A 25465-nucleotide genomic window follows, 5' to 3' on the forward strand; every position below is an offset into this window, starting at 1 on the left:
AAAAAGTTTCCATAAGAACTAAAAAAATGGAGCCGAATCGACTCCATCCTTCATCTTTAGATAATAATGCCTTCTAGATGATCCATTTCATGCTGACAGATCTGGGCTGGAAAACCTGTCAAATGAATTGTTTTTGCTTTCCAATTCACATCTCGATAGGTCACTGTAATCTCCTCATAACGAGTGGTCGGCCGACTCCCCATCAAGGACAAGCATCCTTCCTCTGTTTGGTAAGGCTTTTTCTTTTCAAGGAGAACCGGATTAAAGAGGACCAGATTTTCACTTCCCATTCGGATGATAATCGCCCGTTTTTTCACCCCGATCATATTAGCCGCTAAACCGACACACTCAAGGAGATGAGCATTTAAGGTGTCCTGCAAATCCAAAGCCAAGGTGCGATCCTCAGGTGTCGCTTCTTCTGACTTTTGACCCAAGAATAAGACATCTTTTACAATATTCTTTTTCATTCCTTCCTCACTTCTTGATAGGTAGACGAAAGAAGAGAGTGGGACAGAAATCGGTAATTCGTTAGAATTCGATTTCGTCGTCCCACCTCCGCACAGTTGAGTAGGGCTGTAAAAGCTGATGAAATCAGCGTAGTAGAGCCCTACTCAACCACTGCGTCTTGCTCGACAATCCAAAAATAATTGAGAGGCTAGGACTTTTGTCCCAGCCTCCTCGCTCTTGTTTCTAACCTCTAAGAGACAATTGCTGCTTATTTTTTAAGTTTCTCGCTCACTTCTTTTGCAAGGACAAAGTTCCCCAAGGTCGCTGAACCATTGCCAGCAACTGCAGGTGTCACAATATAATCTCTCACATCAGGTACAGGGAGGTAACCGTTCAAGAGGGCAGTAAATTTCGTGCGAACACGATCTAACATATGTTGTTGAGCCATTACTCCTCCTCCAAAGACAATGACGTCTGGGCGGAAGGTAACTGTCGCATTCACTGCTGCTTGTGCGATGTAGTAGGCTTGAATATCCCATACATTGCTGTTGAGTTCAATGTTTTCCCCACGAATACCTGTACGAGCTTCCAGACTAGGACCAGCCGCAAGGCCTTCCAAACAGCCATTGTGGAAAGGACAAACACCCTTGAATTCTTTTTCCACATCCATTGGGTGTTGGGCCACATAGTAGTGCCCCATTTCTGGGTGCCCAGCTCCCCCGATAAACTCGCCACGTTGGATGACACCAGCTCCGATTCCTGTTCCGATTGTATAGTAAACCAAGTTTTCGATATGGCCACCCGCATTATTGCGTGCGACCACTTCGCCATAGGCAGAGCTATTCACATCTGTCGTGAAATAGATAGGTACATTCAAGGCACGACGGAAAGCCCCAACGATATCTACATTGGCCCAATTCGGTTTTGGAGTCGTTGTGATGAAACCATAAGTGTTTGAATTTGGATCGATATCAATTGGTCCAAATGAACCAATCGCAAGCCCAACTAAATCCTCAAATTTTGAGAAAAATTCAATACACTTATCAATCGTCTCAATTGGCTTGGTTGTTGGAAATTGTACTTTTTCCACAACATTATAGTTTTCATCACCAACCGCACAAACAAATTTTGTACCGCCAGCTTCCAAACTTCCATATAATTTTGTCATGTTGGCTCCTTTTTTATTATGAAAAATATCCTGTATTTATTATAGCATATTTTGTAGTCAATCTTTTTCTCTTCTCTAAAGAAAAAACACACCTTTTTTTGAGAAATAAAATTCAAGGACTGGAGATGATAGACCAGTCCTTGAGAACTTATTATTTCGATTAAGCTTTGACTTCGATGATCGCATCACCCTTCGCAACAGATCCAGTTGCAACAGGTGTGACAGAAGCAAAGTCAGCCGTGTTAGTGACGATCACCATAGTTGTGTCTTCAAGACCAGCTGCGGCAATTTTCGCTGCATCAAATGTACCAAGGACATCACCAGCTTTGACTTTATCGCCTTGAGCTACTTTTTGATCAAATCCTTCACCGTTCATTGATACTGTATCAATACCAACGTGGATCAAGATTTCAGCACCATTAGCTGTCTTCAAACCGTAAGCATGACCAGTTGCGAAAGCAATAGTTACTTCAGCATCTGCTGGTGCATAGACAACGCCTTCAGTTGGTTTGATGGCAATTCCTTGTCCCATCGCTCCACTTGAGAAGACAGGATCATTCACATCAGCAAGTGCTACAGCACTACCAACGATAGGAGAGATGATGGTTTCGTCTTGAAGAGATGCTGGAATAACTCCAGTTGTTTCTTCTTCAATAATTGCACCAGCTTCTTTGTCCTCTGCAGGAACTGATGAAGCTTCATCTTCATAACCAAACATATAAGTCAAACCGAAACTTAGTGCAGTTGTAAATACAACCATAAATACATATTTCAATAATTGACCATTTAGATAGAGAAGTGTACCTGGAATAATTGTAATACCAAATCCTGTACCAGCCAGATTTAACATAGATGCAATCCAACCACCTACAGCACCTGCTCCCAAAGCAATAACGAATGGTTTCACATAACGCAAGTTCACCCCGAAGATTGCAGGCTCAGTAATACCTAGCAAAGCAGAAATAGTTGCTGGGAATGCTAAAGCTTTCACTTTTTGAGATTTAGATTTTACTGCCACTGCTAAAGTAGCTCCAGCTTGTGCAGTCATAGCCGCTGTAATAATTGCATTAAATGGATCTTTTTTATCTGCAGTAATTAATTGTGATTCAAGAAGATTAAAGATATGATGGACGCCGGTAACGACAATCAACTGATGAACGCCACCAATAAGAAGACCTGCAAGACCAAATGGTAAATTCAAAATAAACTTAGTTACATTTAGTACATATTCTTCGATACTGTGGAAGAATGGACCAATAATAAACAAAGCGAGGAATGACATGATTGTCAATGTGAATAATGGAACCAATAACAAATCTAAGACATCTGGAATTTTCTTATGGAGCCACTTTTCAAGTTTCGCACCAATTAGACCAACGAAGAAAGCGGGAAGAACTGAGTTCTGGAATCCAACCACATGATGGAAGATACCAAAGTATGTTGCTGCTTTAGAAGGATCTTCCGCTACAACCCACGCATTTGGAAGTGTCGGACTAACCATCATCAAACCAATTACAATCCCAAGAACAGGATTTCCTCCGAATACTCGGAATGCAGACCATGAAATCAAGGCTGGGAAGAAGGCAAACGCGGTATCAGTTAAAATTGTTGAATAGGTATAAAAATCAGTAGATTTAAATGCATCTGCTGTTGTGCCAAACAAAGCCAAAACCTGGTCTTGAGCAATGGCACCACGAATCCCCATAAACAATCCAGTCGCAACAATTGCTGGTAGAATTGGAACAAAAACGTCTCCAAAGGTACGGATCGCGCGTTGGAACCAGTTTCCTTGTTTAGCGGCTTCTGCTTTCATTTCATCTTTTGATGATGTTGGTAAGCCAAGAGCTACTACTTCATCATAGATCTTGTTTACAGTACCAGTACCAAAGATGATTTGGTATTGACCTGAGTTAAAGAAAGCACCTTGTACTTTTTCAATATTCTCAACAACATCTTTGTTGATTTTTGATTCATCTTTTACCATCACGCGAAGACGAGTCGCACAGTGAGCAACACTGCTAACGTTCTCAACCCCACCGATTGCATCGATGACCTGCTTTGCAATTTCTGTATTTGACATTTTGCAAAAATCTCCTTATTTTTTGTAATGTAAACGGTTAAATCGTTTCTACGTTTTTAATTGTACCACGTATTGAAAATATGTCAAGCGTTTTGCAGGATTTTTTTGAAACTTTTTTGGATATTTTGACACTTTTTGACAGTATGAAACTATTTTCATTAAAAGATAGGCCTATAATACGCTTTTCGGCGCTTTGATTCAGTCTTTTATTTTCATTTTCTTTCATTTTTTCATGAATTTTCAACTTCTCCTCTTTTCTTCAAGCCGCAAAATAGATGTCAATCGTTTGACATTTTTTGGCCATTTCTTTCATTTATCGCTTGCATTTTTAATAGGAAATCGGTACCATGGAAGTAAGAAAAAATTCGGAGGACTAAAATGGAATGGACAACTGAACGTCGTTACAGACGTTACGAAGACTGGACAAAAGAGGAAAAGCAAGCCATCCAAGATCATATGGCCAAATCTCCTTGGCATACACATTATCATGTAGAGCCAAAAGCTGGTCTCTTAAATGATCCTAACGGTTTTTCCTACTTTGATGGAAAATGGATCTTGTTTTACCAAAATTTCCCATTTGGTGCAGCCCATGGGTTAAAATCATGGGTACAAACAGAAAGTGAAGACTTGGTTCATTTCAAAGAAACTGGTGTAACGCTTCTTCCAGACACAGATCTGGATAGCCATGGAGCTTATTCCGGATCAGCCATGCAGTTTGGTGACAAACTATTCTTATTCTACACCGGAAATGTTCGTGATGCAGAATGGGTTCGTCATCCTTACCAAGTCGGTGCTTTGATGGACAAAGACGGCAAGATTGAAAAAATTGACAAAATCTTGATTGATCAACCGGCTGACTCTACGGATCACTACCGTGACCCACAGATTTTTAATTTCAAGGGTCAATTCTACGCTATCGTTGGTGGTCAAGACCTTGAGAAGAAAGGATTCATCCGTCTCTATAAGGCGGTAGATAACGACTATACCAACTGGGTTGCAGTCGGTGATTTGGATTTTGCAAACGATCGGACAGCTTATATGATGGAATGTCCCAACCTAGTCTTTGTTGGAGACCAACCCGTTCTCCTCTACTGTCCTCAAGGCTTAGATAAATCCGTTCTCGATTATGACAATATCTATCCAAATATGTACAAGATCGGGGCAAGCTTTGATCCAGAAAAGGCCAAAATGGTTGATGTATCTGAATTGTATAATCTCGACTATGGTTTTGAAGCCTATGCCACTCAAGGATTTAATGCTCCCGATGGACGTGCCTATGCTGTTAGCTGGCTAGGTCTTCCAGACGTTTCTTATCCAACGGATTCCTATGACTATCAAGGAGCTCTCTCACTGGTCAAAGAATTAACCATCAAAGATGGCAAGCTCTACCAATACCCAGTTGAAGCCATCAAAGACTTGCGCGCTGAGAGTGAGGAATTTGCCAACAAGGCACAAACCAAGAACTGCTATGAATTGGAATTGCAGTTTGAAAAGGATAGCCAGAACGAAATCGTCCTCTTTGCCGATGCAGAAGGGAAGGGCTTAGCTCTCACATTTGATCTGGCTAAAGGATTGGTCACAGTCGATCGAAGCCAGGCTGGTGAGCAATATGCCCAAGAATTCGGTGCGAGCCGTAGCTGCACAATCGCTAACCAAGCAACAACCGCTAATATTTTCATTGACAATTCGATTTTTGAAATCTTTATCAATAAAGGAGAAAAAGTATTTTCTGGTCGGGTCTACCCACATGCAGATCAAAATGGAATCTTGATCAAGTCTGGAACCCCTACTGGAACTTACTACGAACTTGATTATGGTCGCAAAGCTAACTGATGTCGCCAAACTCGCCGGTGTCAGCCCTACTACTGTCTCACGGGTTATCAATAAAAAAGGATACCTGTCTGAGAAAACGATTCAAAAAGTCCAAGAAGCCATGCGAGAATTAGGCTATAAACCTAACAATGTTGCTCGAAGCCTCCAAGGAAAATCAGCCAAGTTAGTCGGCTTGATCTTTCCCAACATCAGCAATGTTTTCTATGCTGAATTAATCGACAAACTAGAACACCAACTCTTCAAACATGGCTATAAAACCATCATCTGCAATAGTGAGCACGACTCCGAGAAAGAGCGCGAATATATTGAGATGTTGGAGGCTAACCAGGTAGATGGCATCATTTCAGGAAGTCATAATTTGGGCATTGAAGATTACAACCGGGTAACTGCTCCTATCATTGCTTTTGACCGCAACCTCTCCCCAGAAATTCCGGTTGTCTCTTCAGACAACTACGCTGGTGGAGTGCTAGCAGCAGAAACTTTAGTAAAAACCGGAGCCCGAAATATTATCATGATCACAGGTAATGACAACTCTAACTCCCCAACTGGCTTGCGTCATGCGGGATTTGCATCAGTTCTACCTGAGTCCATGATCATCAATGTTTCCAGTGATTTCTCCCCTATTCGCAAAGAAATGGAAATCAAACAGATTTTAACCCACCACAAACCAGACGCTATTTTTGCCTCCGATGATTTGACGGCGATCTTGATCATGAAAGTCGCTAGAGAATTAGATATTCAGATTCCTCAGGATTTGAAAGTGATTGGTTATGATGGAACCCAGTTCATCGAGACCTATACACCTGAACTGACAACCATCCAACAACCCCTCGAAGACATTGCTATTCTCATGGTGGATCTTTTACTCCAAAAGATCGAAGGAAAAAAAGTAGCGACTACCGGTTATTTCTTGCCCGTTAGTCTCCACTCTGGAAAAAGTGTCTAAAAGCAATATCCCCTCAGTAGAAACTGTGGGGATATTTTTTACCAAAAAAAGAGCCAGTAGGCTCTTTTTACTTATTCTTCTGTCACAAATTGACTGAGGACACCGTTGACAAATCGTGAAGAGGTTTCATCCGAAAAGGCCTTGGCCAATTCCACCGCTTCATTGACTGCGACGATCTGTGGTGTATCAAACTCTGTCATTTCATAAATTCCCAGACGAAGGATGTTTTTCTCTACCAAGGTCAAGCGCTCAACAGTCCAGCCGGTTTTCAAATGTTGACCGATTTGTTGGTCTAGTTGATCTTTTGACTGATAGACACCCGTCACGAGATTCATGAGAAAGGCAGGAAGATCGACTTCTTTGTCTTCTGCTAGGTCCTTGTCATGTAGATAAGCAAAGCGACAAGCTTCAACAATGTCTCCATCGTATTCCAAGGCCATCAAGGCTTGGAAGGCACGCTCACGCAAATCTCGACGTGATTCTAATAAAATTTCATCAGTCATTGAGGAAGTCCTCATTAAACAAGTCTTTCAAGTCTGGTTTTGGAGATTTTTCCGTCGCGATACCGACAACGTGAATGTTAACAGCATCCAAGGTTACATCTGCCATATCATAAACCGCAGACTTGACCGCTTTTTGAATCGCTACTGCTACAGATGGCACAGCAACTCCATACTCCAAATAGAGATAGATGTCTACTGAAACTTGACCATCTTCTTCCGTATGAAGGTAGACGCCACGTCCAAGGGAGCGTTTGGATAAGCTATCTGAAACACTCTTGTTTTCAAGCGAATAGACACCCTCTACTTTTGCTGTCGCAATCGCAATAATTTTTTCTAATACACGTGGTGCAATAACGATGTCACCAAATTGTTCAGTTGCCATAGAAGTTCCTTTCTATTTGACACCCTGAGATGTCTCTTATGCACGAGAAACGTAAGTTCCTTCAGCTGTATTGATAATCAATTTTTGTCCTGCTTCGATGAAGTCTGGAACGTTTACCACAAGACCAGTTTCCATTGTAGCTGGTTTACCAGAACCTGTCACAGTAGCACCTTTGATAGATGGTTGAGTTTCTGCAACAGTCAATTCAACAGTTGTAGGAACTGTTACACCGATTACTTCGCTTCCGTAGAATTGAATTTTTACTTCTGAGTTTTCAAGGATGTAAAGCAATTCTTGTTCTACGTTCACAACTGGAATTTCATATTGGTCATATGTTTCAGTGTTCATGAAGTAGGCTGTATCATCCATTTTGTACAAGTATTGAGCTGGAACAGTTTCGATAATCGCTTGTTCAAATTTTTCTTCTGGACGGTAGCTTGTATCAAATGTTGAACCAGTACGGACATCACGCAATTTCATACGCATGATAGTGTTTCCTTTACCTGGTTTGTGGTGGCTAGCTTCCAAAACGCGGATCAATTTTCCGTCAGCTGTTTCAAAAGTCATACCAGCTTTCAATTTACTTGCTTCGATCATGTTTTATTACCTCTTTTTCAAAAATAGATTACTCTTTATTGTAACACACTATTTGATTTTTCTCAAACAGCAATTGTCTCTTTTTAGGAAGGCTAGAAGGCGGAGAGAGATTGCAGGAACGAGTCCTTAGAATCTCTATACCTCCAACTCCATCTTCACTATTCCTTATTGGTCCACAGGCACAATATTGCCATCGGCATCCTTGGTGACATGGACATATTTGCCATCTACTTCAATGTAGAAGGTATGAGGCTTGTCTTGAGCTGAAGAGGCTTGTTTTTGAAGGTCATTGCCAAGGGCTTGACCCAAGTTCATCCCCATAATCATGTTCATGCCATTGCCACCTTCATTTTTAGCAGCTGCGACCAAGGCTTCATTGCGAGCACGACGTTCTTCGATTTCAATGGTATTGTACTTCATCGCTGCCAATTCACTGTCCAGTTTATTGACCTTGGCCATACTGTCTGCATCGTAGCTCAAATCTTCGATGAGGACATTGGTTAATTCGATACCATATAATTCTGTCCAAGTTTTGTTGACTTCGCGTTTTGCAACTTCATTGAAGACGTCTTGGTCCGCATTGATATTGTAAATATCCGCTTTATTTTCTGCTGTATATTTTGAAATGGCCACTGCAATTTTTGGAGCCAGATTTTGGCGCAAGGTTCCCTGAGCCACATCTTCCAAGGTAAACGGCTTATCTGCAGTGATTTGGCGACTGACTGCACTGATGTAAAAGAGTACAGGATCTGCTACTTTAACATCATAAAGACCATAAAAACGAATACTAAGAAGTTGTTGGTAACGATCGCTAAAATACTCGACTGGATTTTGAGTGCCAAATTTATTTCCTGTAAAAGGTTGCATCCGCACAAAAATAATTTCTTGTTGGGTGACCACTTGGCCTCCAAATGAGAAACGATTCTTGAACTGATCCCACGTTCCTTTCACACCACCCTTTTCAAACAACCAGGCATTTTCACCGGCTTGCCATTCGTGGCTCCCTGCTTCTAGAAGGTCTCCTAGAAACGTTCCATTATTGACCAAGAGAGCAACATATCCTTGGGGAACGATGACAACAGAGCCATCTGTCAATAGACCTGTATTTTGGTTGCTCTGACGAGAGCGCCCATCTGGATCTTTGGTCAAGAGCTGTCCCTTAATGGCCAAAGCTGTTGCTGGAACAGCTTCCGGCAAGGTAATGGCTTCCTTAAATTTACTATCTTGAAAACTTGAAATGCCCGCTGAAAGGGCTGCTTTAATAAATCCCATACATTCTCCTATCTGTAGAATTCAATTTCATCCACAACTTCGTAGACATCCAAGACCCAATCTTTTGGATTGTGCTTCAAGGATGCTTGGCAATATTCACACTTGTCGATTGAATCAATCGTCAATGGCGCACCACAGTTCGGACAATGATCACTAACGACTTCTGAATTCTTAATGATCTCTGTCTGCGCTCCATGTTCACGGAGGAAGACCATGCGGTAAACAGTAAAGAGATCTTTGGTTGGATCCCCTTCGATCACACGACCCGTTTCATCATTTCGGATGTAATCTCTCATTGTCGATGACAGAATGACTTCGATGCGGTCATTACCATCTGGATTTTCGATAAAGTCTTTGATCTTCGAATCTTCCACACGCACGCGCTCAAGAACATTGGTTGTTTTGGCGCGAATATGCTCTTGCAACTGCGTCAAGTGTTGCTCATAAAGACTGGTACTTTCTAAGTTCCGCACAGAATTCCAATCTTTTTCTGTCCAGGCAGACTGCAATTGAAGATAAACCAGCTTGACTTGCGACAAGAAGCGGTCTTCATCAAACATTGGATCCAATTTACGGATACGGCGAATCGCTTCATAGTTGTTCTCAATTGGTCGACCAGCCCGTTCTTCGGTTGTCCGTTTTGGACCACTATTTGAAGAGAATGATTCATCACTATCATTAGCCTCTTTTGCAATATTATAGATAAATCCAATCAATCCAACGATAGCAAAAACTGCCACTACACCACCAGAGTCTGTTCCAGAACTAGAACTGTAGCTACTGGATCCACCAGACCAGCTGCTGCCACCAGACCAACTACTTCCGCCATCGGACCAGCTACTGCCACTATCGGACCAACTGCTACCACCACCTGAATCAATCAAGCTACTGCCACCACTATCTGTATTACCAACACCAGCATGGGCAGAAGGAGCAAATACAAATAGCAGGACTACTAGAAGAATTCCAACTATTACACTTCGTTTTTTCATAGGCCTCTTTTCTTATCTTTGTTTGTTACACAGGGGTTAAGAAAATACTGTCTATTTTATAGGACAATCAATTCTTTAGGAGCAAGAGTCAAGACTTCACAGCCAGTTTCTGTGATCAAGAGGTCATCTTCGATCCGCACACCAGAGAGGCCTTCGATATAAATCCCTGGCTCATCTGTCAAGACCATCCCTGCTTGAATCGCTTCTTTAGAAGTTTGGCTGAAGTATGGCTCTTCGTGGATATCTAGCCCAATTCCATGACCGATTCCATGCGTGAAGTATTGACCATAGCCGGCTGCCTCGATCACATCACGTGGGATTTTATCAAAATCACGGAAGCCAAGTCCATCTTTAGCCGCAGCAATCAAGGCTTGATTGGCTTTCAAAACGGTTTCGTAAATTTCTCTTTCCTTGTCGCTGACATGTCCTGCATAGATAGTCCGTGTCATATCACTGACATAGTGATCATACAAGCAACCAAAATCAAGGGTCAAGGCATCTCCTGCTGAAATGACCCGATCACTTGGAGTCGCGTGAGGCATGGCAGAGCGTTCACCAGCTGCTGAAATAATATCGAAAGATACACCAGAAGCTCCCAACTCCCGCATTCTAAAATCGAGGAAAGTCGCTGCTTCCAACTCTGTCGTTTTCCCTACCTTAATATAGTCTAAAATATCATGGAAGGCTTGGTCAGAGATGCTACAAGCTTTTTTAATGGCCGCAATCTCCGTTTCATCTTTAATCAAGCGCAATTCCATTACAAAGTTCGCTAGAGATTGAAGGCTAATGCCACTGAAAACAGAAGCCATACGGGCATGGTAGGCTACCGTCACTTCGTCCTCAAAACCAAGTTCTTTGATGCCAAGGTCCTTAACGATCTCTGCAGCTGCAGTCAACTCATCGCGGGTTTCCACAATCTCTACAAAGGGGAAACAAGTCGCATGGGCATGGATGGTGTAGCGCGAATCTGTAAAGAGGACCACGCGTTCTTCTGTCACCAAAGCGGTCCCGTTTGAACCCCAGAAATTGGTCAAATAATAAACATTTTTCAAATTGTTAATCAATACCGCTTTGAGGTTTTGGGCTTTCATTTTGTTTCTTAAGTTGCTGATCCGTTGATTCATTGTAATTTTCCTTTCAAATATTGTCCCGTGTAGCTAGCAGGATTTGCTGCTACTTCTTCTGGTGTTCCGGTCGCAATAATGGTTCCACCACCGACACCGCCTTCGGGTCCTAAATCGATGATATGATCTGCTGTCTTAATGACATCCAAATTGTGCTCAATCACAAGGACCGTATTGCCATCATCCACAAATCGCTCTAAGACTTTGATCAAGCGAGAAATGTCTTCGGTATGGAGTCCGGTCGTAGGTTCATCCAAGATATAGAAGGATTTGCCTGTAGAGCGCTTGTGTAATTCAGAAGCCAACTTCATCCGTTGCGCCTCCCCACCTGAAAGGGTGGTCGCTGGTTGCCCCAGCGTTACATAGCCCAAGCCCACATCTTGGATGGTCTTGAGTTTGCGTTCAATTTTTGGAATGTGCTTGAAGAATTCAACTGCCTTGTTGACCGTCATATCCAGCACTTCTGCAATATTTTTTTCCTTGTAGTGGACTTCAAGGGTCTCACTATTGTAACGACGTCCATGGCAGACCTCACAAGGAACGAAGACATCTGGCAAGAAGTGCATTTCAATCTTGATGATCCCATCTCCTGAGCAGGCTTCACAACGCCCGCCCTTGACATTGAAACTAAAGCGGCCTTTTTTATAGCCCCGAATTTTGGCTTCATTGGTCTGAGCAAAGAGATCACGAATGTCATCGAAGACGCCTGTATAGGTCGCTGGATTGGAACGAGGAGTCCGGCCAATCGGGCTTTGATCAATGTCGATCAAGCGATCGATATGCTCAATCCCCTGAATGGTCTTGTATTTCCCTGGTTTTTCCGAATTGCGGTTGAGCTTTTGAGCGATGGCTTTTTTCAAGATGCCATTAATCAAGGTCGATTTCCCAGAACCGGAAACTCCAGTGACTGCGATAAATTTGCCCAGAGGAAAGCGCGCTGCGATGTCTTGTAAGTTATTCTCACTGGCTCCTGTTATTTCAATATAGCGACCATTCCCCGAACGACGCTCTGTCGGAACCGGAATCTTGCGCTTGCCGGACAAATACTGGCCAGTGATGGATTTGCTGCTGCGTGCTACCTGCTTTGGAGTTCCTGCTGCAACGATCTCTCCCCCAAAGACACCGGCACCTGGGCCGACGTCGATCAGGTAGTCTGCCTCTCTCATGGTATCTTCATCATGTTCGACGACGATCAAGGTGTTGCCTAAATCGCGCATCTTCTTGAGACTGGCGATCAGGCGGTCATTGTCCCTTTGGTGGAGGCCGATAGACGGCTCATCCAAGATGTAAAGGACACCAGAGAGGTTGGAACCGATCTGGGTTGCCAAGCGAATGCGCTGGCTTTCTCCACCTGATAAGGTCCCAGCAGATCGTGACAAGGTCAAGTAATTGAGCCCCACATTGTTTAAGAAGGTCAAGCGATCCTTGATCTCTTTTAGGATCGGTCTTGCAATCGTAGCTTCATTGTCTGTTAAGATCAACTGATCTACGGCTTTTAAGTGGTCCGCAATCGATAGATCTGACACTTCCCCGATATGCATCCCCTTCTCCCCGCCGACACGAACAGAAAGAGCCTGGTCATTGAGGCGGTAGCCATGGCAGGTCGCACAGGTCAATTCGTTCATATAAGAGCGCATTTGATTGCGGGTGAAATCACTATTGGTCTCACGGAAACGACGGTGAATGTTGTTTACGACCCCTTCAAAAGGAATTTCGATATCCCGAACTCCACCAAACTCATTTTCATAGTGGAAGTGGAATTCCTTCCCGTTTGAACCATAGAGGACCAAGTCCTTTTCTTCTTGAGAAAGATCGGAAAAAGGTCGGTCCATATCAACGCCAAAATGGATCATAGCCTGCTCCAACATCTGTGGATAGTAGTTGGAAGAGATCGGATTCCAAGGAGCGAGTGCTCCTTCGCGAAGGGTTAAGCGATCATCTGGCACCACCAAATCCAAGTCCACCTCTAGCTTAATACCCAGCCCATCACAATCTGGACAAGATCCAAAAGGCGCATTGAAAGAAAAGAGGCGGGGCTCTAATTCAGGAACGGTAAAGCCACAGACTGGACAAGCATAATGCTCAGAAAAGAGTAGCTCCTTGCCATCCATGGTATCAATCACCACATAACCATCCGCAATCCGAAGAGCTGCTTCAATCGAATCAAAGAGCCGCGAGCGAATGCCCTCTTTGATCACGATTCGGTCCACAACCACTTCAATCGTGTGCTGCTTGCTTTTAGATAGTTCTGGAACCTCTGTCACATCATAGATCTCACCATCGACCCGCACCCGGACATAGCCGTCTTTTTGCACCTTTTCAATGATATTCTTGTGCTGGCCTTTTTTCTTGCGAATAATAGGAGCTAGAATTTGCAGGCGTTGGCGCTCTGGTAATTCTAAGACTTGATCGACGATTTGCTCAACCGAAGAAGCTGTAATCGCTCCATGCCCATTGATACAATAAGGCGTCCCTACACGTGCATAGAGCAAGCGCAGGTAGTCATTGATCTCTGTTGCCGTCCCCACTGTAGAACGGGGGTTTTTACTGGTCGTTTTTTGGTCGATGGAAATGGCTGGACTCAAGCCGTCAATGGAGTCCACATCTGGTTTTTCCATATTTCCCAAGAACTGCCGGGCATAGGCCGATAAGCTCTCCACGTAGCGGCGCTGGCCTTCTGCATAGAGGGTATCAAAGGCCAGACTGGACTTTCCAGAACCAGACAAACCCGTCACCACAACTAATTTGTCCCGTGGAATTTCCACGTCTATATTTTTTAAATTATGGGCGCGTGCCCCATGAATGACAATTTTATCTTGCATGTTCTTACTCTAATCACCTTTTTGTTAACCTCCATTATAACAAATTTTTTAGTATTCTTTTATCCAAAACCGTCCTTTTTCTGATATAATGTTAAGGTGTAAAAAAACAAGGGGAGGCACCATGAAACAGGTCTTTTTATCGACAACGACTGAATTTAAGGAAATAGAGACGCTGGAACCTGGTAGCTGGATCAACCTTGTGAACCCTTCTCAAAGTGAATCGATGGAAATCGCCTCTGCTTTTAATATCGATATTGCAGACTTGCGGGCACCACTCGATGCGGAAGAAATGTCCCGTATGACTATCGAAGATGAATACACCTTGATCATCGTCGACGTTCCCATCAAGGAAGAGCGGAACAATCAGACCTACTACGTGACCATTCCGCTAGGGATTATCCTGACAGAAGAAGCTATCATCACGACTTGCTTGGAGAAATTGCCACTTCTTGATATCTTTATCCACCGACGCTTGCGGAATTTCTATACCTTTATGCGGTCGCGCTTTATCTTTCAGATCCTCTATCGCAACGCTGAACTCTACTTGTCTGCGCTTCGTACCTTGGATCGCAAAAGCGAGCAGATTGAAAGCCAATTGCACAAATCAACGCGTAATGAAGAGCTGATTGAGTTGATGGAGCTGGAGAAAACCATCGTCTACTTTAAGGCCTCTCTAAAAACCAATGAGCGCGTGATCAAGAAATTGACCAGTGCTACTAGTAACATCAAGAAATACCTAGAAGACGAGGATCTGTTGGAAGATACCTTGATCGAAACCCAGCAGGCCATCGAGATGGCAGACATTTATGGAAATATCCTGCACTCCATGACCGATACCTTCGCATCGATCATCTCCAACAACCAGAACAACATCATGAAGACCCTGGCCCTCGTTACCATTGTCATGTCCATTCCGACCATGATCTTTTCGGCCTACGGGATGAACTTCAAGGACAATGAGCTTCCGCTCAACGGCGAGCCCCATGCCTTCTGGCTGATCATTTTCATCGCCTTTGCCCTGACCGGGTCTCTCGTCGTCTACCTCATCCATAAAAAATGGTTCTAACACCTACTAATAACACTAAGGAGTATTTATGTCTCAATTTGATTTAACTCAATTAAGTAAAAAAAATCAAGAATTCGTTCGCATCGCCAAACACCAATTGCTTGAAAACGGAAAGACAGAGGAAGAAGCAGAAAGCCTCATCCAAGAAATTTTACCAGCTATCCATGAAAACCAAGGAAAAGGAATTCCGGCACGGACCCTTTTTGGTGCTCCAACTGTTTGGGCGAATTCTTTCAGCGAGAAAGAACGCTATGAAAAAGAGCATCCGAAATTAAACGATGCTCCCTCTCTCATGATTTTGGATTCCTTCCTCTTTATCTTTGGTGTTTTTGCTGCGATTAGCGCCTTTATGAACTTGGTTGCACCGCGTCGTACTGGCTATGGTTTGATCACCTTGATCCTTGGAAGTTTGACAGGGGCTCTGCTCTTGTATCTCATGTACTACTTCTTCTATCAGTATATGGATGGCACAAAAGATCGCAGTGAGCGTCCCTCTCTTTGGAAATCCATGCCGATTCTTGTTGGAGTCATGTTCCTTTGGGTCATTGTCTTGTCCTTTACTTCCTTACTCCCACAAGTTCTCAACCCAACTATTCCAGATGTTTTTGCCATCGTTTTAGGAGCTCTAGCGCTTGTCCTTCGCTTCTACCTCAAGAAACGCTTTAATATTAAAAGTTCGAGCACAGCACCTGCAACTCGACGCTAAAAAGAAACGGATGAAGTTTTCATCCGTTTTTGTTTTACTGTATTTCCCTGTTCAACCTTTTTGAAAAATAGAGGACTAAGTCATCATTGTTTTCACAAGAACTGTAAGGGGCCAAGGGCTGATCCCTAAACCAAACTCCAGATCCATCTGGGATATAGCCCCGTTTGACATACAGTCTTTGAGCTGGGCCATAACCCGAGTGTAAACCAACCCCTAAAGTAACAATCTCTGATAGTAGCTGGACTCTTTTTTCTGCCTCCTCTAAGAGTTGATTCCCAATCCCTCGATTTCTAAATGGTTCAAAAACATTAAAATCAGATAGTTCAGGATAGACTCCCACGAAAGGGCCGTGCTTGGCAGCAGGCAATATAGTGATATAGCCTGCCACAAATCCATCCGACTCAGCTACTAATACGTCCCTCTCTCTATTCTCCTGCTCTTGAAAATAGCTAGTCAAGATATCCTCTCTACCTGGCCACCCTTGGTGGATAAAGGCTTGAGAGATGTGCTCAATATCTGCCTTTATCATCCTCCTGATGATTACACCTTCCTTCATGTTGCGCTCCTTGATACCTTTCTCCCCATCATTATAGCATAATTAGAGCTTGAGAAAGGTCAAAGAGCTTCACACGGACCTAACTCACTATCACATTTCTATGCTCGCAAAAAAAGACCCGTTAGGGTCTTACTCGCTTTTTTATTTTCAAGCTCGTGAAAAAGAGGTCCACTGGACCTCTTTTTTAATCTTCGTTTACGAAAGGCATCAAAGCCATTACGCGAGCGCGTTTGATAGCTGTTGTTACTTTACGTTGGTTCTTCGCTGAAGTTCCAGTTACACGACGAGGAAGGATTTTCCCACGTTCTGAAACGAAACGGCTAAGAAGCTCAGTATCTTTGTAATCGACATATTCGATTTTGTTTGCTGCGATGTAATCAACTTTTTTACGGCGTTTGAATCCGCCACGACGTTGTTGAGCCATGTTTAATTCTCCTTTATAGTTTTAATTCGTTAAACCCATTCTTAGAATGGAAGATCGTCGTCTGAGATATCCATTGGATTAGCTCCAAATGGATTTTCTTCACGACCAAAGTTTGGCGCTGCATTGCTTGGTTCAGATCCACCAAAGCTTGGGGTTGCATTTCCAGCAAAACCACCGTTGCCTGATGAATAGCCACCACCTGCATGCCCTTCGCGTGCTGCACGGCTTTCCAATAGTTGGAAGCTGTCTGCTACGACTTCAGTGACATAAACACGTTGACCTTGCTGGTTTTCGTAATTACGTGTTTGAATGCGACCGGTAATCCCAATCAAAGCACCTTTCTTAGCCCAGTTGGCTAAGTTTTCTGCTTGCTGACGCCAGATCACACAGTTGATGAAATCGGCTTCGCGCTCTCCATTTTGACTCTTGAAGTTGCGGTTGACAGCTAGGCTGAAAGTAGCAACTGCTTGATTGCTTGGAGTGTAGCGAAGTTCAGCATCACGGGTCATACGACCGACAAGTACAACATTGTTAATCATAAGTCACCTCTGATGATTTCTTACGCGTCAACTTTTACGATCATGTGACGAAGAATGTCACCGTTGATTTTTGAAAGACGGTCGAACTCGTTAAGAGCTACAGCGTCGTTCGCTTCAACGTTTACGATGTGGTAAAGTCCTTCACGGAAATCTTGGATTTCGTATGCAAGACGACGTTTTTCCCAATCTTTTGATTCAACAACAGTTGCACCGTTGTCAGTCAAGATAGAATCGAAACGTGCTACCAAAGCGTTTTTAGCTTCTTCTTCAATGTTTGGACGAATAATATAAAGAATTTCGTATTTAGCCATTGATAATGTTCCTCCTTTTGGACTAATGACCCCAAGTCTTTGCAAGGGGTAAGTGAGGTTTACTCACAAGAAACTATTATACCAGACTTTTCGAACAAAGGCAAGAATTATCTTTAGGATTTAAAAAATGATTTCTGGACGTCCCCTTCGAGAAAAAAGAAAGAAATGTCCTAATAAATGACACTTTATAGAAGAAACCCCTCCCCTTCTTCCTCTCCTTTCCTTAAAGAAAACTGATATCAGTTAGCTTTAAGCTTGAGTCTTTATACTAGCTACAACAAATCTCAAGAAACGAGGAACGATTATGAATTATCTTATCATCCCCGCCTATCAACCGGATCTGAATCTTGTCAAACTGGTTCGCTTGGTCCACGCTAAAAGCGATCTCCACATCATCGTGGTCGACGATGGGAGTGACGCTGACAAGAAAGTGCTTTTTGAAAAATTGGAGGGTCTTGCGACAGTTTTGACCCATGAGCACAACCAAGGAAAAGGGCAAGCTCTCAAGACTGCTTATGCCTACATCCTAGAAAGAGGCACCTATGGAAGCATTGTTACAGCTGATGCAGACGGTCAGCACAAAATTTGGGATATTTTCAGGGTTGTTAACCAATCTCAAGAGCATCCTGGAACACTTATTCTAGGAGCACGCGCCTTCTCTGGAAAAGTTCCTTTGCGTTCTGCTTTCGGGAATAAATTGACCCGCTTCTTGTTTAAGCAACAAACAGGAGTGGCAGTCAGCGATACCCAAACAGGCTTACGAGCTTTTACTACGAATCTCTTGCCTTTCATGCTTGAAGTTGAAGGACAGCGCTATGAATATGAGATGAATGTGCTCCTTGCAGCAAGCAAGTCCTTCCCCATCGTGGAAGTTCCCATCGAGACGGTCTACATCAATGACAACGAAGGCTCCCATTTCCGACCTATTCGAGATGGCCTCATGATCTACAAGGACATGTTTAAGTTTGCCCTCTCTTCCCTCAGTAGCTTTATCGTGGATTATCTGGTCTACGCCTTCTTCCTTTTCGTGATGATGGCCGTGCCCATTAGTCTACGTATTCTCCTAGCGAATGGGATCGCTCGTGTGACGAGTTCCATCTTTAACTACTCGACCAATAAGCACCTGGTCTTTAAGAACAAAGACAGCGTCACTAAAACCGGAAGTGGCTACTTTGGCCTAGCCCTCGGCCTCTTTATTCTCGATACGCTCTTGATTCGACTCATCTATACTGCTTTCGGGCTCAATCTCCTGATCAGTAAGATTGTCGTCGGCTTCCTCCTCTTTCTGGTCTCATGGGTGATCCAGAAAAAAGTGATCTTCAAAGAAAGGACTGCACCCCACCATGAAATTCTTTAAAAAATCCTACACCTATGCTGCCTGCTTTGGCCTTCTTTTGACCAGCAGTTTTAGCTACTCGATGCTCAAGACCTTTGTCTTATCCGATGCCATCCAAACCGTAAAAGCTACGACTACGGACACTAAGGCAGCCAAAAAAGCAGCTGCTTCAGCTACAACGACTGATACTAGCTATTCAGATGACAATATCCAGGTGACTTTAACAGAAAAAACAGTTGAAAATACCCAGGTTTACATCGCAGATATCACAGTCAGCTCGGCAGATTATCTCAAAACAGCCTTTGCACAAAACACCTACGGGACAAATGTAACGGCTAAGACTTCCGTCACTGCAGCTGAGAACAATGCTATTCTAGCCGTCAATGGAGACTACTACGGAGCTAATAGCACCGGCTATGTCATCCGAAACGGAGTGGTCTACCGCGATACGGTTCGGGAAGATTCAAGCAATGGTGACCTAGCCATTTACAAGGATGGATCCTTCAAAATTATCTATGAAGATGAGATCTCTGCAGATCAATTGGTCAAAGATGGGGTCGTCAATCTCCTTGCCTTCGGACCTTCCTTGGTTGAAAATGGTGAGATTACGGTCGATACGAACTCAGAAGTTGGACAATCCATGGCCTCCAACCCACGTACAGCGATTGGGATCATCGATGAAAACCACTACATTATCGTCGTGTCAGATGGACGGACTTCAGAAAGTGAAGGACTATCTCTCTACCAATTAGCGGAAGTGATGAAGTCTTATGGTGTTAAAACAGCCTATAACTTGGATGGGGGTGGATCTTCTACACTTTACTTCAATGGCCAAGTTATTAACAAACCAACAACAAATGGTACTATCTCAGAAAGGGCGGTGAGTGACATTGTCTACATCGGTTACTAATCCTATTAAACAACGCTTGAAAAAGACCATCCTATGGTACATTCTTATCTCGGCTTTCTTCTTTGTCGGAAGTCGCATCTATGAACACTTTAGTTTTGGCGAAACCTCTGCCTTCATGCACTACCTATTCTTGATTCCTTTGATCGGTGGCGCCCTACTAGTGGCTCTGCAACTAGTGGTAAAAGGCCTTTCTCGAATCACTCTTAATCTTTGGAACTCAGCTGTCGCCACGGCAACTGCTGGAGCCCTCTACCGAGGCATTGTTAACCTCTCTGGTCGTTCAACAACTCTCGACCAACCCTACTATTATGTTGCAGGGATCTTCCTAGCCCTTGCCCTCATCAGCATCTTCTTTGTCCGCAGTGTCTGGGTGGAGAAAACAGCCTAAGACATCAAAAACGTCCGTTTCTTTATAGAACGGACGTTTTTTAGGGTAAGTTAACGGATGAATGACTTAGCCTTCACGTTTTTTGCTGGCTACAATGCCTGCTAAAGCTAGTGAGGTCATGCCAAAGAGGCTAAGGACTGTGGAAGCCAATTCATCTTGACCTGTTTTTGGAAGACCAGTTGCTGGTGTAGCTGTTGCTTCTGCTTGGCCACCTGTATGGTAAGTGACAGCGACTGGTTTGTTTGTTGCCACTTCTTTTGCTTCGCTTGCAGCTGGTTGAGCTGGAGTTACTGGGCTTTCAGGTTGAGGAGTTGGGGTAGCAGGAGACACTGGAGCCACAGGATGGACTGGATTTACAGGACTTACTGGATCAACTGGCGCTGGCTGTGGTTGTGGAGTTGGTTGTGGAGTTGGTTGTGGAGTTGGTTGTGGTTCTGGAGTAGGTGTTTCTTCTTCCACTTTTTCCACAAAGGTCTTGTTGCCCAAGATTGAAGCAGATAATTTCTTCCCTGCCTTATTCACATCTTCGATGTACTGGATAAAGACTTCAGTATCTGGATTAATCGCACCGATCAATTTTGTATCACGGAAGACTGAGAAGCCATCTCCGCCACCATACAAGAAGTCGTTGATAATCGCCTTGTAGGTCTTGTTGCGATCAATTTCAGTTCCGTCTGCCTTGTAAGCTTTCACGACCTTATAAGGATTTTCTTCCGTTGCGTCGGCTGGTTTCGTATAGGTGTACTTGATCCCTGCCATTTGCAAGAAGTAAAGCTCTTTCTCATCATATTGTTGGTCCAAAGCTTTATAAATTTGGTCTCCGGTAATTTCGACTACTTGAAGGATATTTCCAAATGGTTGCACGGCTTGAGCTGCACCCCAAGTGACTGTTCCGTCTGGTTTCACCACGAGGTCTGCACGGATTCCTCCATTATTGGTGAAGGCAAAGTCAACATCTGGATAACCTGATTTTTTGGCAATATCTAGTTGCGCTGCTGTGACCAAATCTCCAACAGCACTTTCTTTTTGTGCATTCAATTCACGAGTAATATTTTCAGCCTTGTCTGCTGTACCGATTTTTGCTTCTGTTACTTTTTTAACCGTCGCATTGGCATCATCGATGATCGCTTGAACCTTGGCATCTTTTGCTTTGCCTTTAGATGGATCTACCGCAATAATTTTTGCAGTTGGAGCTTTGACAAAGTCAGCTGTATCCGTATCTAGGACTCCACGGACATCCGAGTAAGCTTTCCCTTGAGACGTACCTTGAACGATCAAGGTATTTCCAACCATCCCGTTTGTATATTGGTGGTTGTGACCTGCAAAGACGATATCCACTGAGTTTTCAGGATAGATTTGGTTTAATTTTTTAATCATGTCTGCAGCAGGACCTTCTGCTACACCATTCTTACTAGTGGCAGCAACGTGGGCCAAGACAGCAATCGCATGAACTCCTTGGTCATTTAATTCACGCGCATATTTGGCAATCGATTCTGCTTCATCCAAAACACGGTATTGTTCATGATTTTTACGCAAGACAAGATTTGGGAATTCTGTCGTAACAACCCCGATAAATCCGACCTTAACGGTCTTATCGTTGACTGGGATTTCTTTGATGGTATAAGGTTTCCAGTCAAATGGGATTTTGTTGGTATCTTTGTCAACCAAGTTGGCAATTACAACTTCTTGTTTGGAAGCTTCATGAGGATACTCATCGACGATCTTGTTGAATTGACCAGGTGTTGGGGCTTCTCCCTTCATGATCCGGTTGAATTCACCAAGCCCTTCGTCAAACTCGTGATTTCCAAGGGTTCCGTATTCAAAGTTCATTTCATTGAAGACTTTTACAGTTGGTTCATCTTGAAGGAGGGCAGAGTTGGCTGGACTAGCGCCGACCATATCTCCCGCTTGCACACGGATGCTGTCATTAGGCGTTCCGGCATTCTCCGTTTCAAAGTCTTTTTGCGAATCGTTCAAATAGGTTGCCAAAAGTGGAGCTGTTCCTGCATTTTTCACAGTTTCGCCTTCTAAACGAGCTGTCCCTGTTTGTTCCAAGGCACCGTGGAAGTCATTGACGCCCATGAACTGCACGGGCAATTCGTCTGCAAAAACGCTATTGATCGCAAAAACACTAAGACCCGCAGCGACCGCTAGGATACTGCTTTTCAAGATAATTTTTTTCTTCATAGAATACTCCATTTTCTAATGTAGGACACTTCTCCAAAAAGGAGAACGCAGAACAGTTGATTTGCTGCAATCAGCTCTTCCATTTTACTATTTTTTCGGTTTTACTTCAATATTTTCCTAGAAACTCTTACAATTTTATTGGAAAACGCTTGATTTCCGAACATCTATTCTCATCCTCTTCCTTTTGTTACTTGCTGTTCCTCACAAAAAAAGCCGGATTGCTCCGGCTCTTTCTATTATTTATTCACGTTTTCCCATTTCCAGTTTTGAACTTCTGGAATGTCATCTCCATTTTCACGGATATAGGCGTTGTGGAAGGCTACTGTTTCATCCATTTGAGCTGCAAATTCAGCTGCTTCTGCTCCAAGAGCTGCATTAGCAGCATCTTGTGCCAAGTGGAAGCGATCCAACTCAGACATGACACGCATATCGAATGGTGTTGTGATATCTCCGTTTTCACGGTAACCATGCACACGCAAGTTGTGGTTGTGACGGTTGAAGAAGATGTCACGGATCATGCCTTCGTAACCATGGAAGGCAAAGATCACAGGTTTGTCAGCGGTGAAGACCTTGTCGAACTCTTCATCTGAAAGTCCACGCGCGTCGACTGATGGGTGACGCAATTTCAAGATGTCTACAACGTTAACAAAGCGGATCTTCAATTCTGGGAAGGCTTTGTGCAAGATTGTGATGGCTGCAAGAGCTTCTAAGTTTGGCTCTGTACCTGCAGCTGCAATAACAAGATCTGGTTCTTCATCTGCTGAAACAGTTGAAGCCCAATCGATCACCTTGTATCCTTCACGAACCAATTCTTCTGCTTCAGCTGCTGAGTAGAATTGAGGACGTGGGTGTTTAGAAGAAACGATCAAGTTGATCACATCTTCTCCCTTGAAGGCTTCATCCATCACTGCAAGCAAGCTATTGGTATCTGCTGGCAAGTACTCACGGATATATTCAGGAGTTTTCTCAGCCAAGTGAGTCAAGATACCTGGATCTTGGTGAGTGTAGCCATTGTGGTCTTGTTGGAAGACAGTTGAAGTTGCAATCAAGTTCAAGGCTGGGTAGTTTTTACGCCATGTTGTATGTGTCTTAGACTTACGCAACCATTTGAAGTGTTGAGTAATCATAGAATCTACAACACGAAGGAAGGATTCGTAAGAAGCGAAGAATCCATGACGACCTGTCAAGACATATCCTTCAAGCATTCCTTCTGCTTGGTGCTCTGACAATTGAGAGTCAATGACACGACCAGCAGGGCTCAAGGCTTCATCGTAATCCGGTTTCATACGTCCTAACCATTGACGGCTTGTACGAGTGAAGACTTCTTGAAGACGGTTTGATTTGGTTTCGTCTGGACCAAAGATACGGAAGTTATCTGGGTTCGCATCTACCAAGTCTGCCGCATACTTACCAAATTCGATCATGTCTTGAGCCATGATTTCACCTGGTGTGTTGAATTGAAGGGCATGTTTCTTCCAATCAGCTGTGCTCATTGGTTTGATCACACCAGCATTTGTGATTGGGTTCATAGCCATGCGACGGTCACCTTTTGGTGCAATTTCAGCAATTTCAGGAACTAGTTTACCAGTTTCGTCGAACAATTCAGCTGGACGGTAAGATTCCAACCATGAAAGAAGGGCATCGACATGCTCCATGTGGTGAGCATCTACTGGGATTGGAACTTGGTGCGCACGGAATCCACCCTCGATTGGTGTTCCTTCCCAAGCTTTTGGTCCAGTCCAACCTTTAGGGATACGAGCAATCAAGACAGGATATACTGGTTGAGTTGCTTCTTCTGCAGAACCTTTACGAGCTTCCGCTTGGACTTTCTTGATTTCTTCAATCGCTTCATCCAATTTTTCAGCGAACAAAGCGTGTGCAGCTTCATGGTCTTCTGGAATCGCAGTGACATTCGCAAAGATTGGTTTCCAACCAAGACCTTCAAAGAAGAGGGCCAATTCTTCGTCTGTTTTGCGTTCGAAGATGGTTGGGTTGTGGATCTTCCCACCGTTGAGGTAGAAGATTGGAAGGATAGCCCCATCGTTGACTGGGTTCAAGAAGGTATTTGACAACCAACCAGCCATCAATGGACCTGTTTCTCCTTCACCGTCACCGATAACTGTGGCAGCAATCACATCTGGATTATCCAATACAGCACCAGCAGCGTGAGAAAGGGCATAACCAAGTTCTCCCCCTTCATGGATAGATCCTGGTGTTTCAGGCGCTGCGTGAGAAGCAATTCCTCCTGGGAATGAGAAGATCTTACACAAGTGTTTGAAACCTTCTTCATTTTGTGGGATATTTGGATTCAATTCAGTATAAGAACCATCTAAGTAAGAGTTCGATACCATTACTTGTCCACCGTGACCTGGTCCTTCAATGTAGAACATATCCAAGTCATATTTGTTGATGGCACGGTTCAAGTGAGCATAGATAAAGTTTTGCCCTGGTACAGTTCCCCAGTGTCCGATTGGGTGAGCCTTCAAGTCGTTTTCAACGACTTCGCGCTTCAACAATGGGTTATCTTTCAAGTACATTTGAGCAGCTGAAATGTAGTTGGCTGCACGCCACCAAGCGTCTACTTTATCCAAGTAAGCTTTGCTGTTATAATCGACAGTCATCTTGTCTCCTCACAATTTCTAGACAGGTCTGTTGAACAACCTGTTCGTTTGATCAATAGTTTAAACAATCTGTTTTCACGACAAACAGATGATATTGAAGAAAATATTCAATATTACTTCTATTCTATCAAGAATTTCCCTTTTTGTACATCAGAAAGTAAGAAAAATATTCTTTGAACGTCAAATTTTAATTTCCCACTAAAGTGGTTCCATTCCCTACAGGGATAGGTTTTTAAAAAAGACTTTGCTGATTTT

General features: G+C 43.5%; 24 protein-coding genes. 7 read left to right on the plus strand and 17 right to left on the minus strand.

The window, feature by feature from the left end:
• Positions 1–56: 56 nt before the first annotated feature.
• The 4 genes from NMM13_RS02360 to NMM13_RS02375 form a co-directional block, all read right to left on the minus strand.
• Complete coding sequence (locus tag NMM13_RS02360) at positions 57–467, minus strand: peptide deformylase (protein WP_049474067.1); 411 nt, start codon at positions 465–467, stop codon at positions 57–59.
• Positions 468–715: 248 nt separating this feature from the next.
• On the minus strand, positions 716–1615 hold the full coding sequence (scrK, locus tag NMM13_RS02365) for a fructokinase ScrK (protein ID WP_118396571.1): 900 nt from the start codon (positions 1613–1615) through the stop codon (positions 716–718).
• Between the two features lie 160 nt (positions 1616–1775).
• The gene (locus tag NMM13_RS02370) at positions 1776–3695 is read right to left on the minus strand and encodes a sucrose-specific PTS transporter subunit IIBC (RefSeq protein WP_134974209.1); all 1920 of its coding nucleotides are present in this window, start codon (positions 3693–3695) and stop codon (positions 1776–1778) included.
• Between the two features lie 37 nt (positions 3696–3732).
• Positions 3733–3939, minus strand: coding sequence for a hypothetical protein (locus tag NMM13_RS02375; protein WP_070675232.1), 207 nt, complete (start codon positions 3937–3939; stop codon positions 3733–3735).
• Positions 3940–4073: 134 nt separating this feature from the next.
• Here NMM13_RS02375 and NMM13_RS02380 point away from each other — a divergent pair, with 134 nt between their 5' ends.
• Positions 4074–5528: a sucrose-6-phosphate hydrolase gene (locus NMM13_RS02380; RefSeq protein WP_254727365.1), complete on the plus strand. Its 1455-nt coding sequence runs from the start codon at positions 4074–4076 to the stop codon at positions 5526–5528.
• Positions 5509–6474, plus strand: coding sequence for a LacI family DNA-binding transcriptional regulator (locus NMM13_RS02385; protein WP_049471835.1), 966 nt, complete (start codon positions 5509–5511; stop codon positions 6472–6474). The genes NMM13_RS02380 and NMM13_RS02385 overlap by 20 nt, the downstream gene beginning before the upstream one ends.
• 71 nt (positions 6475–6545) lie before the next feature.
• Here NMM13_RS02385 and nusB read toward each other — a convergent pair whose 3' ends face one another.
• The 7 genes from nusB to uvrA all read right to left on the minus strand — a co-directional run bounded on the left by nusB (position 6546) and on the right by uvrA (position 14166).
• On the minus strand, positions 6546–6977 hold the full coding sequence (gene nusB / locus NMM13_RS02390) for a transcription antitermination factor NusB (RefSeq protein ID WP_003008602.1): 432 nt from the start codon (positions 6975–6977) through the stop codon (positions 6546–6548).
• Positions 6970–7359: an Asp23/Gls24 family envelope stress response protein gene (locus NMM13_RS02395; protein WP_003005404.1), complete on the minus strand. Its 390-nt coding sequence runs from the start codon at positions 7357–7359 to the stop codon at positions 6970–6972. The genes nusB and NMM13_RS02395 overlap by 8 nt, the downstream gene beginning before the upstream one ends.
• 36 nt (positions 7360–7395) lie before the next feature.
• Entirely contained in the window at positions 7396–7956 is a 561-nt protein-coding gene (gene efp, locus NMM13_RS02400; protein ID WP_023919007.1) for an elongation factor P, read from the minus strand.
• 165 nt (positions 7957–8121) lie between these two features.
• Entirely contained in the window at positions 8122–9228 is a 1107-nt protein-coding gene (locus NMM13_RS02405; RefSeq protein ID WP_254727368.1) for an SPFH domain-containing protein, read from the minus strand.
• 8 nt (positions 9229–9236) lie between these two features.
• On the minus strand, positions 9237–10220 hold the full coding sequence (locus tag NMM13_RS02410) for a TIM44-like domain-containing protein (RefSeq protein ID WP_254727371.1): 984 nt from the start codon (positions 10218–10220) through the stop codon (positions 9237–9239).
• Between the two features lie 56 nt (positions 10221–10276).
• The gene (locus NMM13_RS02415; protein WP_049471837.1) at positions 10277–11344 is read right to left on the minus strand and encodes a Xaa-Pro peptidase family protein; all 1068 of its coding nucleotides are present in this window, start codon (positions 11342–11344) and stop codon (positions 10277–10279) included.
• Positions 11341–14166, minus strand: coding sequence for an excinuclease ABC subunit UvrA (uvrA, locus tag NMM13_RS02420; protein WP_254727374.1), 2826 nt, complete (start codon positions 14164–14166; stop codon positions 11341–11343). Before uvrA ends, NMM13_RS02415 begins: the two co-directional genes overlap by 4 nt.
• Positions 14167–14287: 121 nt before the next feature.
• On the opposite strand from uvrA, the gene NMM13_RS02425 reads away from it, so the two are divergent.
• Both NMM13_RS02425 and NMM13_RS02430 read left to right on the plus strand, forming a co-directional pair.
• Positions 14288–15232, plus strand: coding sequence for a magnesium transporter CorA family protein (locus tag NMM13_RS02425; RefSeq protein ID WP_214259571.1), 945 nt, complete (start codon positions 14288–14290; stop codon positions 15230–15232).
• Between the two features lie 28 nt (positions 15233–15260).
• Positions 15261–15938 (plus strand): DUF1129 domain-containing protein, encoded by a 678-nt coding sequence (locus tag NMM13_RS02430; RefSeq protein WP_195424399.1) that lies wholly within the window; start codon positions 15261–15263, stop codon positions 15936–15938.
• Positions 15939–15972: 34 nt separating this feature from the next.
• On the opposite strand, the gene NMM13_RS02435 is transcribed toward NMM13_RS02430, so the two are convergent.
• From NMM13_RS02435 to rpsF, 4 genes are all read right to left on the minus strand, one after another.
• Positions 15973–16494: a GNAT family N-acetyltransferase gene (locus tag NMM13_RS02435; protein ID WP_061454945.1), complete on the minus strand. Its 522-nt coding sequence runs from the start codon at positions 16492–16494 to the stop codon at positions 15973–15975.
• Positions 16495–16678: 184 nt separating this feature from the next.
• On the minus strand, positions 16679–16918 hold the full coding sequence (rpsR, locus tag NMM13_RS02440) for a 30S ribosomal protein S18 (protein ID WP_000068664.1): 240 nt from the start codon (positions 16916–16918) through the stop codon (positions 16679–16681).
• Between the two features lie 41 nt (positions 16919–16959).
• The gene (locus NMM13_RS02445) at positions 16960–17457 is read right to left on the minus strand and encodes a single-stranded DNA-binding protein (protein ID WP_003008622.1); all 498 of its coding nucleotides are present in this window, start codon (positions 17455–17457) and stop codon (positions 16960–16962) included.
• Between the two features lie 20 nt (positions 17458–17477).
• Positions 17478–17768: a 30S ribosomal protein S6 gene (rpsF, locus tag NMM13_RS02450; protein WP_003005040.1), complete on the minus strand. Its 291-nt coding sequence runs from the start codon at positions 17766–17768 to the stop codon at positions 17478–17480.
• A 304-nt stretch (positions 17769–18072) separates the two neighbouring features.
• Here rpsF and NMM13_RS02455 point away from each other — a divergent pair, with 304 nt between their 5' ends.
• Genes NMM13_RS02455 through NMM13_RS02465 form a run of 3 tightly spaced genes read left to right on the plus strand, consistent with a single transcriptional unit; the run spans position 18073 to position 20402 of the window.
• Positions 18073–19125: a bifunctional glycosyltransferase family 2/GtrA family protein gene (locus NMM13_RS02455; protein ID WP_254727377.1), complete on the plus strand. Its 1053-nt coding sequence runs from the start codon at positions 18073–18075 to the stop codon at positions 19123–19125.
• Entirely contained in the window at positions 19112–20014 is a 903-nt protein-coding gene (locus NMM13_RS02460; protein WP_254727380.1) for a phosphodiester glycosidase family protein, read from the plus strand. Before NMM13_RS02455 ends, NMM13_RS02460 begins: the two co-directional genes overlap by 14 nt.
• Positions 19995–20402 carry a hypothetical protein gene (locus NMM13_RS02465; RefSeq protein ID WP_254727616.1) on the plus strand — a complete coding sequence of 136 codons (408 nt, stop codon included), beginning with the start codon at positions 19995–19997 and terminating at the stop codon, positions 20400–20402. The genes NMM13_RS02460 and NMM13_RS02465 overlap by 20 nt, the downstream gene beginning before the upstream one ends.
• 66 nt (positions 20403–20468) lie before the next feature.
• Here the strand turns inward: NMM13_RS02465 and NMM13_RS02470 are convergent, their stop codons facing one another.
• Positions 20469–22589, minus strand: coding sequence for a 5'-nucleotidase C-terminal domain-containing protein (locus NMM13_RS02470; protein ID WP_254727384.1), 2121 nt, complete (start codon positions 22587–22589; stop codon positions 20469–20471).
• Between the two features lie 236 nt (positions 22590–22825).
• Positions 22826–25210: a phosphoketolase gene (locus NMM13_RS02475; protein WP_254727387.1), complete on the minus strand. Its 2385-nt coding sequence runs from the start codon at positions 25208–25210 to the stop codon at positions 22826–22828.
• Positions 25211–25465 lie beyond the last annotated feature (255 nt).

It is taken from the genome of Streptococcus sp. CF8_St5-11 (genome assembly GCF_024295625.1).
GTDB lineage: Bacteria > Bacillota > Bacilli > Lactobacillales > Streptococcaceae > Streptococcus.